Below are 14850 nucleotides of genomic sequence, written 5' to 3' on the forward strand. Positions count from 1 at the left end.
CTGTATACACACTATTCCAAGGAAAAATTAATTAGCGTTAATGCGTTATTTTACTCAGAACGTCGTTTTGTTGTGCGGGAGGCGTGACGATGTTGTGGGGTGTGTTGATGTGTTAAAAGGTGATTTTGTCTTTTTGGTCGTATGGGGAAGGTGTTGGCGTGTAGTTGCATAATCCCTTTATTGAATGACTACGTGAAGCTGGCAATAAAAATAAGGAGAGAATATGACAACACAAACATCAAAAATTATCTGGTCGAAAATCGATGAGGCTCCGGCTTTGGCGACGTATTCGTTGCTGCCGATTGTTAATGCTTTCACTAAGGCCGCTGGCGTTGTTGTTGAAACGCGTGATATCTCCGTTGCCGGGAGGATTATTGCAAACTTCCCCGACTATCTGACGGAAGAGCAGCGGATGCCGGACTATCTGGCTGAGCTGGGGGAACTCACCCAGAAGCCCGAAGCCAACATCATCAAGCTTCCCAATGTGAGCGCTTCTATTCCTCAGCTGAAAGCTGCCATCAAGGAGTTGCAGGAAAAAGGGTACAAGCTCCCGGATTATCCCGAGGAACCGAAGACTGATGCCGAGAAAGAGCTCCATGCCCGGTATGCCAAATGCCTTGGCAGCGCTGTCAATCCGGTTCTCAGGGAGGGGAACTCCGACAGGAGATCGGCAAAAGCGGTTAAGGAATACGCCAAGAAGCATCCGCACAAGATGGGGGCTTGGAACTCTGACTCCAAGACTCATGTTTCTTGGATGGATTGCTGCGATTTTTATGAAAATGAAAAGTCGTTTACCATGGAGAAAGCCGGCAACGTCAAGATCGAGTTCGTTGGTAAGGATGGCAAGGTCACGGTGCTGAAAGAGAAGCTCCCTCTCCTGGCCGGTGAAGTCTTTGATGGTACCTTTATGAACGTACGCGCTCTGCGTAAGTTCATTGAAGAGCAGATCGAAGACGCCAAGGCTAAGGGGATCCTGTTCTCAGTGCATCTCAAGGCCACCATGATGAAGATTTCCGATCCTATCATGTTCGGTCACTTCGTTTCGGTTTACTTCAAGGACGTGTTCGAAAAGCATGCCGCCACCTTCAAAGAATTGGGCGTCAATCCGGACCTGGGTCTTGGCGACCTTTACCTGAAGCTTCAGAAGTTGCCGGAAGCCAAGCGTGCCGAGATCGAAGCGGATATCCAGGAGACATACAAGAAGAGACCGCCTTTGGCGATGGTTGATTCTGACAAGGGTATTACTAACCTCCATGCCAGTAACGACATCATTATTGATGCCTCCATGCCGGTTGTTATCCGTGACTCCGGTGGGATGTGGGGCCCTGACGGCAAGCTTCACGATGTGAAGTGTGTTATTCCTGATCGGTGCTATTCTCGGTGGTATCAGGTCTGTATCGATTTCTGCAAGAAGAATGGCCAGTTCGATCCTACCACCATGGGGGCCACCTCCAACGTTGGTCTTATGGCTCAGAAGGCCGAGGAGTACGGCTCCCACGACAAGACCTTCAAAATGCCGGCAGACGGCACGGTGCGCGTTGTCGACGAGTCCGGCGCCGTGTTGATGCAGCACGAAGTGGAAGAAGGCGATATCTGGCGCGGTTGTCAGGCAAAAGACCTGCCGATTCAGGATTGGGTTAAGCTGGCGGTGAGAAGGGCACGGGCGACCGGTGCACCGGCTATTTTCTGGCTCGACAAGAATAGAGCTCATGATGCTCAGATGATCCTGAAGGTGGAAAAATACCTGAAAGATCACGACACTAATGGTCTTGATCTCCGCATCATGGCCCCGGTTGACGCTATGCTTTTCACCTGCCAGCGGGCAAAAGAGGGTAAAGATACCATTACGGTGACCGGTAACGCCCTGAGGGATTACCTGACCGACCTCTTCCCGATCCTTGAACTGGGCACCAGTGCCAAGATGCTCTCCATCGTGCCGCTCTTGGCTGGCGGCGGTCTGTTCGAGACCGGAGCGGGCGGTTCTGCTCCGAAACATGTTCAGCAGTTCGTTCAGGAAGGGTACCTGCGCTGGGATTCGCTCGGTGAGTTCCTGGCCCTTGCCGTCTCTCTGGAGCACTTGGCCGCGACTTTCAAGAATGACAAGGCGCAGCTTCTGGCTGATACTCTTGACCAGGCCAACACCAAGTTCCTGGAGAACAACAAAAACCCGGCGCGTAAGGTTGGCCAGATTGACAACCGGGGCAGCCACTTCTACCTTGCCATGTACTGGGCCGAGGCGTTGGCCGCTCAGACTAAGGACAAGGACTTGGCGGCACGCTTTGCCAAGGTTGCACAGCAACTTCACGAAAACGAGGTAAAGATCAACGAGGAACTGATTGGCGCTCAGGGTAAGCCCCAGGATATTGGTGGCTACTACATGCCGGATTCGCTGAAGACTGAAAAGGCCATGCGCCCCAGCACAACCCTGAATGCGATTATTGACGCGATCATTTAAGTTAGCGGTGGGAAACACAACAATCTACTGAAGGAGGAGATCATGGCTAGAAAGAAGATTGCATTAATCGGTGGTGGTCAGATCGGTGGTGTGTTGGCTCAGCTTTGCGCTCTGCGTGAACTGGGTGATGTAGTGATGTTCGATATCGTCGAAGGGCTTCCCCAGGGCAAAATGCTCGACATCGCCGAAGTTGGCCCCGTTGACGGCTTCGATGTAAATCTGAAAGGCACCAACAGCTACGAAGATATCGAAGGCGCCGACGTTGTTATCGTTACCGCGGGTCTTCCCCGTAAACCCGGGATGAGCCGTGACGACCTGATTGAGGTCAACTCCAAAATCATGACCCAGGTCGCCGAAGGGATCAAGAAGTACGCCCCGAAATCCTTCGTCATCGTTATCTCTAACCCGCTTGACGCGATGGTTACCCTTTGTCAGAAGGTTACCGGCTTCCCGTATAGCAGAGTTATGGGTCAGGCTGGGGTGCTTGATTCTTCCCGTTTCGCTTCCTTTATCGCCTGGGAACTTGGTGTCTCCGTGAAAGACGTTGTTGCCGTAACTCTTGGCGGCCATGGCGACGACATGGTGCCGCTCGTTCGTTATACCAGCGTCTGCGGTATCCCGGTTATGGAACTTCTTGAGCGCAAATACAATGACAAAGCCAAGGCCAAGGAAGTTATGGAGGCGATGGTCAAGCGGACCCGCGGGGCTGGCGGCGAAGTTGTTGCCCTGCTGAAAACTGGTTCTGCCTTCTACTCGCCTGCTTCTTCGGCTATTGCCATGGCAGAATCAATTCTCAAAGACCAGAAGCGGGTCCTCCCGACCTGCTGTTTCCTCCAGGGTGAGTTTGGCGTGAACGGCTACTATGTTGGGGTCCCGGCAGTTCTCGGCGAGAACGGTGTCGAAAAGATCATTGAATTTGCTCTTGACGCTGAAGAGCAGGCGATGATGGACAAGTCTGTAGCCGCTGTCAAAGGCCTTGTTGATAGCATGAAGTTTTAGTCTGCAAGAAATTGCAGTAGTCTGAGCTGAAAGCAAAGAAGGGCCTCAGCCCTTCTTTGCTTTTTCTACATGTGCACCACGTTGGACACTATTAATCAACGCAAGCGCCTTTCATGTTTTCATTTAGGCTTTTTTGTGGAACAGGTTGATAACTGGAAGAGCGTATTCACACCAAAGGAGCGAAAGTAGATGGAAAAGAAGCTTCCCACAATCGAGATTATCGAGAAGTACTGTAAGGGGTGCCACATCTGCGTGGAGTTCTGCCCTACCAAGGTTCTGGAAATGCAAGGGTTTGTCGCTGCAGTCAAGAATCTTGAAGCCTGCATTAAGTGCATGCAGTGCGAACTCCGCTGTCCCGATTTTGCAATCAAGGTGACGCCTTAAACAATTTAACAGGAGGTAGTTAAAGTGGCAAAGAAAGTTGCATTCCTGCAGGGTAACGAAGCTGCCGCCCACGGCGCCCTTTACGCCGGCTGCAAGTTCTTCGGTGGTTACCCGATTACTCCGTCTACCGAGGTTGCGGAGGTAATGTCGGCTGAGCTTCCGAAGGTCGGTGGCAAATTCATTCAGATGGAAGATGAAATCGGCGCCATGGCATCGATTATCGGAGCTTCTCTGACCGGTCTGAAGACGCTGACTTCGACCTCTGGTCCCGGTCTTTCTCTCAAACAGGAGAACATCGGTTATGCATGTATTACCGAAGTTCCCTGCGTCATCATCAACGTCATGCGCGGCGGTCCGTCCACCGGTATGCCGACTGGCCCTTCCCAGTCTGACGTAATGGTTGCCAAGTGGGGTACCCATGGTGATCATCCCGCCATCTGCCTTGTTCCGGCCTCCGTCCAGGAACTTTTAGAAGAGATGGTTCGTGCATTTAACCTTGCCGAGAAATACCGGACGCCGGTTATGGTTATGCCTGACGAAATTGTTGCTCATATGCGTGAGCGGGTAGTGTTCCCGGAGCCGGGCGAGCTTGAGGTGATTGATCGTGCAGCTCCGTCTGTGTCGCCTGAGCAGTATAAGCCGTACGATACACAGTTTGGCGATATTCCGCCGCTGGCCTCGTTTGGTTCCGGCTATAAGTTCCACGTGACAGGCCTTAATAAGATGGCCGACGGTTTCCCGACCACTAAGGCGTCTATCGTCCAAGCCGAAGAAGAACGGCAGGTACGCAAGGTCGAGGCCAACAAAGCTGACATCATGAAGTGGGAAGAGTACATGGTTGAAGACGCCGAAATCATCATTGTTGCCTTCGGTTCTACTTCACGTTCTGCCCGTTTCGCGGTCAACGAAGCACGTAAGCAGGGTATCAAAGCAGGTCTCTTCCGTCTTATCACTTTCTGGCCGTTCCCAGAAGAGCGTCTGCTTGAGCTTTCCAAACAAGCAAAAGCATTCATTACTCCCGAGATGAACCTCGGTATGTGCACCGGCGTAGTTAAAGGGTGTGTGGAAGGCAACGCTCCGGTACACGGTATCTTCCGTGTAGACGGGGAGCCCATCAACCCCGGGCAGATCCTCGACAAGATGAAGGAGGTCAAGTAACAATGGCATTCGATTACGATAAGTATATTCGTCCCGGCAAACTGCCGCATATCTGGTGCCCAGGCTGCGGCCACGGGATCATTATGAAGGGGTTGATCCGGGCCATCGACACTGTTGGCCTCAAGAAAGAAGATACTGCGATTGTTTCCGGTATCGGCTGCGCTTCGCGCCTCCCCGGTTACATGGACTGCTGTACGCTCCACACAGCCCACGGCCGCGCAGCGGCATTCGCCACTGGCGTGAAAATGGCCCGTCCGGAAATGACCGTCATCCTTGTCGGTGGTGATGGCGATGGGACGGCGATCGGTGGGAACCATTTTATCCATGCCTGCCGCCGTAACATTGACATGACGTACATCATCATGAATAACAATATTTACGGTATGACCGGCGGTCAGTTCTCCCCCTGTACCCCGACCGGGGCAAAAGCTTCCACCACTCCTTATGGCAACCCCGATCCGGCTTTTGATGTTGCCAAGCTGGCAATTGGCGCCGGCGCTACGTTTGTCGCCCGCGGCACGGCTTATCATGCCACCCAGATCGACAAGCTCATCGCCGAAGCGATCCAGCACAAAGGGTTCTCTGTGGTGGAAATCCTTGACGACTGCCCGACTACCTATGGACGCCGTAACAAATTCAAATCGGTTGTCGAGATGATGAACCGGTTGAAGGAAATTGCCGTCCCGGTCAAGGCGGCGGAAAAGATGACCCCTGAGCAGCTTCAGGGTAAGGTTCTTACCGGCGTTCTGTACAAAGAAGACAAGCCTGAGTACTGCGAGCAGTATGCGAAGCTCATCGAGCGCGCTCAAGGCGGCGCCAAGTAATCAAACACCTAAAAGGAGAATCGACAGATGTCTGGAAGATATGAAATTCGTTTTTCCGGGGCCGGTGGTCAGGGTCTGATCCTCGCTGGGGTTATCATGGCTGAGGCTGCCTCGATCTTTGATGGCAAGCAGTCGGTCCAGTCCCAGAGCTATGGACCGGAAGCCCGCGGCGGAGCCTCCAAATCCGAGGTTATCATTGCCGATGGCCCAATCGACTACCCGAAAGCAACCGTTGTTGATGCGCTGTTGGCCCTGACCCAGGAAGCATGCGACAAGTACAGTCACGATCTGAAAGAGGGTGGCGTACTGTTGATCGACTCCGATCTGGTAAAGAGACAACCAGCCGGTAATTTCAAGGTCGTTTCCTTCCCGATCATCAATACTGCCAAAAACGAAGTCGGTCGTGAAATCGTTGCCAACATCGTTGCCCTTGGTGCAATGGTCGCGCTGACTGGGGTTGTTAGCAAGGAAAGCGCTGAGAAAGCTGTTCTTTCCCGCGTTCCGGAAGCCTTTGTCGAGTTGAATAAAAAGGCTTTCCAGATGGGGTATGAAAAGGCTTTGGCTGCGCAATAAGTTACAGTAGTATCATAGGTTAACAAAAAAGCCCGGCAAAATGATTGCCGGGCTTTTTTGTCCGCCGAACGTTCTGATCGCCTTGCGGCACCCTCCGCAATAGAGTATAAGAATCTCTAAATTGTCATTACATCAATTTTGCAACAGTTCGGAGTCAATCATGAGCCTTGACTTGTGCGTGATGTCTCTGCAGCAAATGCAGGATCTACTCTGGTTGACTGAAAATACTTTGAAAAGTATTTGCTGTCGCAAATTCACCAATGATGAGATTTATGCAGACGCGTTGCGCAAGGTGCTCGGCGGTCAGGGGAGGCGTGGCCCAGCTAATATATTCATCCTTTTCGAGGATTCAGCCGGGCAGGGTGGGAGTGGCCGCGGCTTCCATCTGCAGTCGGGAAGCCTTGTCGAGGCGTCTGAGCGCTTCCGCCTAGATCCTGCTACCATTGCCGCACTTTCGCATCTTAAAGACGAGGTTCTGGTCTCCAACGGTGCTGATACTGCAGGTGATCTTGATGAATATCAGACCAATTTCCATCCCTTGATCAGAGAGTTTGTCGGCGGATCAATACGAAATTTTGTTGCCTGCCGATTGAGCGGTTCTCTGCCTGGGGCGCTCCTGGCCCTTAATTATCCAAACAAGGCAACGGATTATGACGGCAGCGTGCTGGTAAGTCTTGGGGTGATGCTTTCATCGCTTGAAGCCCTGTCGATGAGTGTCCGTGAAACCGAACTGGCCTTCAAGTATACGATCGAAGCCCTTGCTCGGGCCTGCGAAGCGGCTGAGGAAGACACGGGGGCGCACATTACCCGGGTAAACCGGTATGCCGGGGCCTTGGCCGCTAACATGGGTTTGTCTCTTGACCTCGTTGAGGAAATCTCGTTTGCCGCCCAGATGCACGACGTGGGGAAAATCAAAGTTCCGAATGCGATTTTATTGAAGGGAGGCCCACTCGATGACGATGAAAACCGGGTGATGCAGCTCCATCCGGTTTACGGTGAGAGGATTCTCGGTGACTCACCGCGGTTACGCATTGCTCGCGAGATAGCCATTTCTCACCATGAAAACTGGGATGGAAGCGGCTATCCTTTTGGGCTTGCCGGGGATAAAATCCCGCTGTCGGGGAGAATAGTCAAGCTCGCCGATGTCTATGATGCGCTTCGCTCCCGCCGTAGTTACAAGAATGCCTTGTCGCATCAGGAAGTACTGACAATCTTTAAGGAAGGCGATGCACGGGTCGTCCCGGCGAAGCATTTTGACCCAGAGGTTCTTGCAACATTCTTCAATATCGAACAACTTTTTGCTCATATATACGAGGGGAACACGGCGTATATCCCGACATAATCGCTATTTAGCCTTTGACTCGCAGCGCGAAATCTATTACTTTTAAGAAAATTCTGACCAAGGAGACCGGAATGTTCCTTCTTCCCAAGGGCAATCCACTGTATGAAAATATTGCCGTCACCAAAATAAAGCTCCCGGAAATGTTTGAAAAACTGAAAGGGAGCACGTTCACCGGATATTTGCATTTTACCTTTCCCGCAGCTTTTTCGGTCTTTTTCTTTGAGGACGGTAAACTCATCAGTACGATGCTTGAACAGGACGACAAATCCCAGTCTGGATTTGAAGCGATTGCCGGCGTCTGCAATCTTATTTTTGGTGAAGGCGGCAGCCTCAGTGTTTATAAAACATCACGTGACCTAACCATGTGTTTGCATGCGATGCTGCACGGTGATGTCCTGTACAAAGGGCAGGAACTGAAATTGATTGATATCAAGGGCCTGCTCGAAAAACTCAAGGCGCAGCGCCTGAACGGTTGCCTGCGCATTTATACCGAAGACCGTACCGCCTTGATCTTTTACAAGGAAGGAGCCCCACTTGGATTTTTCCACGATGGCTCTACCGATATTGAAACGTCAGCTAGTGAGTCGCAAAAAATAGCCGGATTACCCGGAGCGAAGATTGATGTTCTTTCGACGAAAAGTGCCGATGAATTGATGCATTATGATCTTTTGGAAATGGTGAATGTTGCTAAGCTCTGGGAGTCGACCGCCAGCAGGTTCGCCTCGGAGCGTGAAAAGATCAGAAAAGAAGCCCAAGCGGTTGATAAGCAGCAAGCGGAATCAGTGTTAAATGAGCTGGAAGATGACCTTAAAGAGGTCGCGATGGCATATGTCGGTAAAATGGGCGCCACGCTGATTGAAAAGGAATTGAATGACCGCGGCGGGAGAAAAGCGCTTCTCGATGCTGCCAGTACGACTGCGTTTTTGGCAGGAGTTGAAAAGGGTGCAAAATTGCTTACCAGTATCTCTAAGACCAAGGAGATGCTGGAAACGATGAAGAACGAGATTGCCGACCGAATCAAATCATTATGATAGATTTTCACTGGATGTAGGTGCGAGGGGGCAATGGCTGACATATCTACAGTTGACCTGATTCAAATAATCATCTGGTTTCTTGCCGGATGTATCAGTTTTTATTTCAGTATTGGGAACGCCAGAGTCTGGACAAGTATTTCAATGGGGTTTTTCCTTATTTTCTTAAGCCAGTTGTATGTGGTGGAAAAAGCTCTTGATGCTCCCTGGACCGCCTATACCCAGCTTGAAGCGATTCATTACATAATCGGGACCATTGCGATCATGGTTATGACGTATGGTTTTCAGGAATATTACATTTTTAGTCGTACGCTCGAAATCGGCGGGAGTAAAACAGTCGTCTATCTTGCGATCCTGGCTGTTGTTGCGGCGTCGGTTGCATTTGTCTTTGCCAATCCCGAGCCGCAATATACCGTGTTGCGCAATATCCGGATGATTGAAAATTCGACCTGGGTTTTTCTGTCATTGGTTAATATCGACATGATCAGGAAAATTCATCAGCAGATACATGATTCAGTCATTGCTAAGGGTTTCATTGCCTTTGGGGTCATTTTTGTGGCAATCTTCCTGTGGAAAGGGTCCGAGCTTTACCTGCAAGTCTATAACTGGGATGCCGACTGGAAGATCATTATGCAAAACCTGGGCGCTTCCGTTCCCGATCTGTACATGGGACGGCGCGATTTTTCCCAGCTCGTTCACGACATTTCGGGGCTTTTGGCAGGGTTCTCGGTGGGAGGGACCTTCATCTATCTTTTCAGACTCTTGCGCTGATGCCCCTCGCTGCTAGGTAAACAACAGATCAAAAAAGGGCTTTACAGCCCTTTTTTCGTTAGATCAGTCCGCAGGCGTTGCGGGAGGAGAAGCCGTGCAGCAGCTGCTCGGTAATTATTTGGAAATCTACGGTTATTGGGTACTATTGCTCTGGACCTTTCTTGAAGGCGAGGCAGGCTTGATCCTTGCCGGCTTCCTCGCTTCGCAGGGACATCTGAATATTTTTGGCGTTATGGCGACAGCGCTTTGCGGTGCATTTTTCGGTGATCAATTCTATTTTTATCTCGGGCGGTGGAAAGGGAAGCAACTACTGGGGCTGTTTACCCTAATTGCTAGAAAATTCAGGAAGGCGCTCCGTCTGATAGAAAAGTACGGATCGCTTGTCGCTTTTGTCTCTCGTTACACCTATGGTTTTAGAATCGTATTGCCGATTATCCTGGGCATGTCGTCCTTTCCGGCATCGCGTTTTCTCTGGCTTAATCTCTGTAGTGCCTCGCTTTGGGCATTGCTGTTCTCATCAGTAGGTTTTCTGTTCGGTACAAGTGCCTCCTTAGTGGTTGAAGATATCGACCAATACGAGTTTCAACTGCTGATAGTGTTGACGATAGCGATCTTTTGTTTTTGGTTGAGCCATTTTTTTATTGCCTGGTGGCGAAGACGACATGCCCGAAGGCGACTGAAACGTATGAAAGGCTTCGAGCGCGAAGGGGAGCCATAAGGAGATATTTGTGCCACTTACAGTAAGTGATGCAATTTCGATTGTACTTGTAGAACCGCAAAGCCCCGGTAATGTCGGTATGGTCTGCCGGGCGATGAAGAATATGGGGCTTACCGACCTGCGAATAGTCAAAGGGTGTCCGATTGATCACCCCGAAGCGTATAAATTTGCGGTTTCCGCTCGCGACTTGCTTCTGCAAGCACGCATTTTTCCGTCGTTGCCGGATGCTCTTGCCGATACTGAACTTTCCGTGGCAACCACTCGCCGACATGGCAAATACCGGCAGGAAATCCACACTCCCCGGGAAATAGTCCGGAAAATTTCCGACCAGCTGTCGGGAAACAGAGCTGCCCTGGTGTTCGGTAGAGAAGATAACGGCCTGACGACCGAAGAATTGTCCTGTTGCCGCTGGCTGGCGACAATTCCTACTGATGATGATTATGGGTCTTTAAACCTTGCACAGGCGGTGTTGCTGTTTTGTTATGAGCTTTCAACCGGCTTCGGTGCGGCGCTGGATGCCGTACCAGAACGTTCGCTTGCTTCTACCGCCAATCTGGAGGTACTCTACACACACATGGAACGGACGTTCTTGCGCATCGGTTTCCTTAATCCGCAAAACCCGGCTCACATCATGAGGACGATGCGGCGGATTTTCGCGCGGGCTGAGCTTGATGAGCGAGAAGTTTCAATTCTGCGCGGGCTCATGACGCAAATTGACTGGTCGGCGGATAATTTCCAAGGGAAAAAGGGCCGCTGATCGAACCGCTCGGTGAACGCTTGGCTATGCCGGTAAAAAACGAAGAGCAAGGGTGACAAACCCTTCTTTGATGGTTATTTTGTGTTCAACTACGATTTGTGCTGGAGGCATTATGAAGAAACTCTCTCTTATGGCAATGGTTGTCCTGGTGCTCCTTGGCTTGTCCGGCTGCGGCTATAACACCATGCAAGCGAAGGAGGAGGCGGTTTTTGCCGCCTGGGGAAACGTGGAAGCGGCTTATCAGCGGCGGGCCGATCTGATCCCGAATTTAGTCGAGGTCGTTAAAGGCTATGCCAAGCACGAAGCCGATACGTTGCAGGCGGTCACGGAAGCGCGGGCAAAAGTCGGCTCCATCCAGGTGACCAAAGATGCCCTTGCCAATCAGCAGGCTTTCGCCCGGTTCCAGGAAGCGCAAGGCCAGCTGACCGGCGCGCTTTCACGTTTGATGGTGGTTGTCGAGCGCTACCCCGACCTGAAAGCAAACCAGAATTTCCTGGACTTGCAGAATCAACTGGAAGGGACTGAAAATCGCATTAATGTAGCCCGAACCCGTTACAATGAAGCCGTCCAGGATTTTAACACCAGTATCAGAACGTTCCCTAACAGTCTAACCAATTCCATCGTTCTGAAACTCCAGCGGAAGGAGCCGTTCAAAGCCGAGGCTGGAGCACAAACCGCCCCGAAGGTTAAATTTTAACCGGCGAATAGTGTTATGAAGAAGTTTATCGTTATCCTGGTCCTGTTGCTTGTCCCATGGTGTGCCTCGGCGCTTGACGTGCCGCCGTTGCGCGGCCATGTAAATGACTATGCCGGTTTGTTGACCCCGGCGGCGACGCAGCACCTGGAAACCACGCTGCGGGATTTCGAGCGGAGCGATTCGACCCAGATCGTAATCCTTACCGTGCCGTCGTTGGCAGGGGACAATCTTGAAGAGTTCTCCATCAAGGTTGCCGAAGCATGGAAGATCGGCCAGAAGGGATTGGACAACGGGGCAATTCTGTTGGTTGCAAAGGCGGAACGGAAAGTGCGGATCGAAGTCGGTCGCGGATTGGAGGGCCGCCTCACCGATCTCATGGCCGGCCGCATCATCCGAAACGATATCGTACCATTTTTCAGGCGTGGCGATTATGATGATGGGATCATTGCCGGTACTACGGCAATAATGGCGATAGTGCGCGGAGAGTATTCAGCCCCGCAGGGCAACTTGCGTCAAAACCATCGCAGCGCGCCGCCGATTGTCAGTTTACTGCTTTTCTGTGCCATCGCCTGTATCTTCGTCGGGGCGATATCGCGAGTCCTCGGGGGGATTGCCGGTGCAATCGGCTTGCCATTGGTCGTGTTGTTCGCTTTTCCAGGGATAGGCTTGGCCCTCATGGCCGGCCTGGCCGTCGCCGGTTTTGTTGCCGGCCTTTTCCTCTCCGTGCTGTTCGGTGGAGGGGGAGGCCGGGGGGGAGGCGGCTTCATCGGCGGTCCTCCCTTTGGTGGCGGTTTCGGTGGTGGCGGCTGGTCTTCCGGCGGCGGTTTTTCAGGTGGCGGCGGGAGTTTCGGCGGCGGCGGCGCTTCCGGGGATTGGTAAGTACGGAGGCGGGGAGAAAACGAGTGGTTACAAAAGCTGAGGATTTTTTCACCTCCGCCGAGCGGGAGCGGATTCGGCAGGCAGTTGTTGCCGCCGAAGCGACGACTGCCGGCGAAATAGCCACCATGCTCGTCGACGAGAGCGATTCCTACCGCGACGCCGAAATCCTCGGTGCCGTGCTCCTGGCCGGCCTTGCCGGGATTCTCGTCGCGGTAGGCACAAGCATGCACACGATCTGGTCGTATATCCCGCTGGTTTTCTGCCTGTTTTTCCCGGCTCGACTGGCGTTTCGTTTCTTGCCGTCGCTGAAACTCCCTTTTGCCGGTCGGTCGCGACTTAATTCAGCGGTTGCGGGACGGGCCATCCGATCGTTTTACGAGCGTGGGTTGTACAAGACGGCCGGCGAGACGGGAATTTTGATCTTTATCTCGTTACTCGAAAGAAAGGTTTGGATTCTTGGTGATCGCGGGATTAATGAAAGGATTGATCCTGGCTTTTGGCAACAAATGGCCGATGAATTGTCGCGTGGCATTCGCCAGGGGAATCCCTGTGACGCCCTCTGCGTGACGATTGCCCGTTGTGGCGCCGAGCTTCGCCGCCATTTTCCCCATCAGGCCGATGACATTAATGAATTGCAGGATGATTTGATAACCAGTAGGTGACAAGGCTTGATAACTCACCCGCCGGAACATCCCGCCGCCCTCTTAGTGCAATCCTGCGCTTTCAGCCCCGTGCTTCGGCCGGCGTAGCAGGATTAGTAGAGGAATAACTCCGAGGAAAGCTAGCGAGACAACCCAGAAGATGTGGTTATAGGCGAGCATGCCCGCCTGGCGCAGCACCAGCCGATAGATTGAAGCGAGCGCCGCATTGCCGGCTGTTGTTGCTTCCATTCCCCGGTAGAGAAAACCCTGTTGCAGAGCAGCCAGTTCCTGTCGGGCGAGGTGACTGTAAGGCGTGATGTTGCTGATCAGTACATTCTGGTAGAATTGCGTATCGCGGGCCAGCATGGTAGCCGCCAGAGCGATACCGACACTCCCGCCGATATTGCGCAGCAGATTGAACATCCCAGTAGCATTGCCCATTTCCTCCTTGGCGATAGTCGCGAGCGTGACCGTTGTCAGCGGTACGAATATCATTGCCAGCCCTACGCCGAGAATTACCCGCGGCCAGACGAAATCCCAGTAGGATGCTTCCAGTGTGAAACGATGCATGATGTACATCGACAAGGCGCCGATGAGCAGGCCGGTAAATACCACCTTGCGGCCGTCGTATCGGGAAATGATGATACCGACGAACGGCATGGTAATCAATGTTGCCATTCCCCCGGGGGCAAGGACCATCCCGGCAAGGGTGGCGTCATACCCCATCAGCGTCTGGAGAAACAGCGGAATGAGCATGATCGAGCTGTAGAGGCAAAAACCGACGATGAACATGATCAGGTTTCCTGCTGAAAAGGAAATATCCTTGAACAGTCGCAAGTTTATGATTGGGTGTTCATGCTTCAGCTCAACATAGATAAGCGCAGCCAACGCCAGAGCGGAAACGATCGAGCAGGTGATAATGAATGACGAATTGAACCAGTCGTCTTGCTGCCCCTTGTCGAGAACAATTTGGAGCGCACCCAGACCTACCGTGAGGAGCGACAGTCCCCACCAGTCGACCGAAACCTGTGATCGTTTGAGATATGGTGGATCGAATATGAAAGCAACCGCCATGATTACGGCAATGATCCCGATCGGGATGTTAATGTAGAAAATCCATCGCCAGTTGAAATTGTCCGTGATCCAGCCGCCGAGCGCCGGGCCGATGATCGGCCCGAACATTGCGCCGATGCCGAAGATCGCATTAGCCATTCCGCGCTCGTGAGGCGGGAATGTCTCCAGGAGGATTGCCTGGCTGCTCGGAATCAGGGCGCCGCCCGCCGCACCCTGGATAATCCTGAAGATGATCAGCGTGGCAAGATTCGGCGCGGCGCCGCACAAAAATGAAGCGATGGTAAAGATCGTGATGCAGGTGAGGAGAAATCTTTTCCGGCCAAACATGCGCGATAACCAGCCCGTCATTGGCAGGACAATGGCGTTGCTGACGAGGTATGAGGTCAGCACCCAAGTGATCTCGTCAGTACCGGCATTGAGGCTCCCCTGCATGTGAGGGAGGGCAACGTTGGCAACGGAGGTGTCAACAATCTCCATAATGGTCGGCAGCATCACCGTAATGGTGATCAGCCATTTATTTACACTCTTTACCGGCGAGTCCATAGGC

At 52.3% G+C, this 14850-nt stretch carries 15 protein-coding genes; 14 read left to right on the forward strand and 1 reads right to left on the reverse strand.

All coding sequences use genetic code 11. The features are described 5' to 3' along the window. The first annotated feature begins 223 nt into the window (after nucleotides 1-223). The 14 genes from QMN23_RS10265 to QMN23_RS10330 all read left to right on the forward strand — a co-directional run bounded on the left by QMN23_RS10265 (nucleotide 224) and on the right by QMN23_RS10330 (nucleotide 13250). Nucleotides 224-2455 carry an NADP-dependent isocitrate dehydrogenase gene (locus tag QMN23_RS10265; protein ID WP_281999221.1) on the forward strand — a complete coding sequence of 744 codons (2232 nt, stop codon included), beginning with the start codon at nucleotides 224-226 and terminating at the stop codon, nucleotides 2453-2455. Nucleotides 2456-2497: 42 nt separating this feature from the next. Next, nucleotides 2498-3454, forward strand: a complete 957-nt coding sequence (mdh, locus tag QMN23_RS10270; RefSeq protein ID WP_281999222.1) for a malate dehydrogenase — start codon at nucleotides 2498-2500, stop codon at nucleotides 3452-3454. A gap of 189 nt (nucleotides 3455-3643) precedes the next feature. Continuing rightward, nucleotides 3644-3838, forward strand: coding sequence for a 4Fe-4S binding protein (locus QMN23_RS10275; RefSeq protein WP_088534432.1), 195 nt, complete (start codon nucleotides 3644-3646; stop codon nucleotides 3836-3838). 24 nt (nucleotides 3839-3862) lie between these two features. Beyond that, complete coding sequence (locus QMN23_RS10280; protein WP_281999223.1) at nucleotides 3863-4996, forward strand: 2-oxoacid:acceptor oxidoreductase subunit alpha; 1134 nt, start codon at nucleotides 3863-3865, stop codon at nucleotides 4994-4996. A 2-nt stretch (nucleotides 4997-4998) separates the two neighbouring features. Beyond that, a complete protein-coding gene (locus QMN23_RS10285; protein ID WP_281999224.1) occupies nucleotides 4999-5820 on the forward strand; it encodes a 2-oxoacid:ferredoxin oxidoreductase subunit beta in 822 nt (273 codons plus the stop codon). 27 nt (nucleotides 5821-5847) lie between these two features. Then, nucleotides 5848-6393 (forward strand): 2-oxoacid:acceptor oxidoreductase family protein, encoded by a 546-nt coding sequence (locus QMN23_RS10290; RefSeq protein WP_281999225.1) that lies wholly within the window; start codon nucleotides 5848-5850, stop codon nucleotides 6391-6393. Between the two features lie 160 nt (nucleotides 6394-6553). Next, nucleotides 6554-7735, forward strand: a complete 1182-nt coding sequence (locus QMN23_RS10295; protein WP_281999226.1) for an HD-GYP domain-containing protein — start codon at nucleotides 6554-6556, stop codon at nucleotides 7733-7735. A 71-nt stretch (nucleotides 7736-7806) separates the two neighbouring features. Beyond that, entirely contained in the window at nucleotides 7807-8766 is a 960-nt protein-coding gene (locus QMN23_RS10300; RefSeq protein ID WP_281999227.1) for a GTPase-activating protein, read from the forward strand. A gap of 33 nt (nucleotides 8767-8799) precedes the next feature. Beyond that, nucleotides 8800-9537 carry a hypothetical protein gene (locus QMN23_RS10305; RefSeq protein ID WP_281999228.1) on the forward strand — a complete coding sequence of 246 codons (738 nt, stop codon included), beginning with the start codon at nucleotides 8800-8802 and terminating at the stop codon, nucleotides 9535-9537. A gap of 94 nt (nucleotides 9538-9631) precedes the next feature. Next, nucleotides 9632-10255 (forward strand): DedA family protein, encoded by a 624-nt coding sequence (locus QMN23_RS10310; RefSeq protein WP_281999229.1) that lies wholly within the window; start codon nucleotides 9632-9634, stop codon nucleotides 10253-10255. Nucleotides 10256-10265: 10 nt separating this feature from the next. After that, nucleotides 10266-11012, forward strand: a complete 747-nt coding sequence (locus QMN23_RS10315; protein WP_281999230.1) for an RNA methyltransferase — start codon at nucleotides 10266-10268, stop codon at nucleotides 11010-11012. A 112-nt stretch (nucleotides 11013-11124) separates the two neighbouring features. Next, complete coding sequence (locus QMN23_RS10320) at nucleotides 11125-11709, forward strand: LemA family protein (RefSeq protein ID WP_281999231.1); 585 nt, start codon at nucleotides 11125-11127, stop codon at nucleotides 11707-11709. A gap of 15 nt (nucleotides 11710-11724) precedes the next feature. Next, nucleotides 11725-12588, forward strand: coding sequence for a TPM domain-containing protein (locus QMN23_RS10325; protein WP_281999233.1), 864 nt, complete (start codon nucleotides 11725-11727; stop codon nucleotides 12586-12588). 23 nt (nucleotides 12589-12611) lie between these two features. Further along, entirely contained in the window at nucleotides 12612-13250 is a 639-nt protein-coding gene (locus QMN23_RS10330) for a TPM domain-containing protein (protein ID WP_281999234.1), read from the forward strand. Nucleotides 13251-13292: 42 nt separating this feature from the next. Here the strand turns inward: QMN23_RS10330 and QMN23_RS10335 are convergent, their stop codons facing one another. Then, a complete protein-coding gene (locus tag QMN23_RS10335; protein WP_281999235.1) occupies nucleotides 13293-14846 on the reverse strand; it encodes a DHA2 family efflux MFS transporter permease subunit in 1554 nt (517 codons plus the stop codon). Nucleotides 14847-14850: the final 4 nt, after the last annotated feature.

The sequence above is a fragment of the Geotalea uraniireducens genome, assembly GCF_027943965.1.
In the GTDB taxonomy this organism is placed as follows: domain Bacteria; phylum Desulfobacterota; class Desulfuromonadia; order Geobacterales; family Geobacteraceae; genus Geobacter; species Geobacter uraniireducens.

Coding starts and splice junctions, on each gene's coding strand:
- QMN23_RS10265 (WP_281999221.1), top strand. CDS start 224: ATGACAACACAAACATCAAAAATTATCTGGTCGAAAATCGATGAGGCT.
- mdh (WP_281999222.1), top strand. CDS start 2,498: ATGGCTAGAAAGAAGATTGCATTAATCGGTGGTGGTCAGATCGGTGGT.
- QMN23_RS10275 (WP_088534432.1), top strand. CDS start 3,644: ATGGAAAAGAAGCTTCCCACAATCGAGATTATCGAGAAGTACTGTAAG.
- QMN23_RS10285 (WP_281999224.1), top strand. CDS start 4,999: ATGGCATTCGATTACGATAAGTATATTCGTCCCGGCAAACTGCCGCAT.
- QMN23_RS10290 (WP_281999225.1), top strand. CDS start 5,848: ATGTCTGGAAGATATGAAATTCGTTTTTCCGGGGCCGGTGGTCAGGGT.
- QMN23_RS10295 (WP_281999226.1), top strand. CDS start 6,554: ATGAGCCTTGACTTGTGCGTGATGTCTCTGCAGCAAATGCAGGATCTA.
- QMN23_RS10300 (WP_281999227.1), top strand. CDS start 7,807: ATGTTCCTTCTTCCCAAGGGCAATCCACTGTATGAAAATATTGCCGTC.
- QMN23_RS10305 (WP_281999228.1), top strand. CDS start 8,800: ATGGCTGACATATCTACAGTTGACCTGATTCAAATAATCATCTGGTTT.
- QMN23_RS10320 (WP_281999231.1), top strand. CDS start 11,125: ATGAAGAAACTCTCTCTTATGGCAATGGTTGTCCTGGTGCTCCTTGGC.
- QMN23_RS10325 (WP_281999233.1), top strand. CDS start 11,725: ATGAAGAAGTTTATCGTTATCCTGGTCCTGTTGCTTGTCCCATGGTGT.
- QMN23_RS10335 (WP_281999235.1), bottom strand. CDS start 14,846: ATGGACTCGCCGGTAAAGAGTGTAAATAAATGGCTGATCACCATTACG.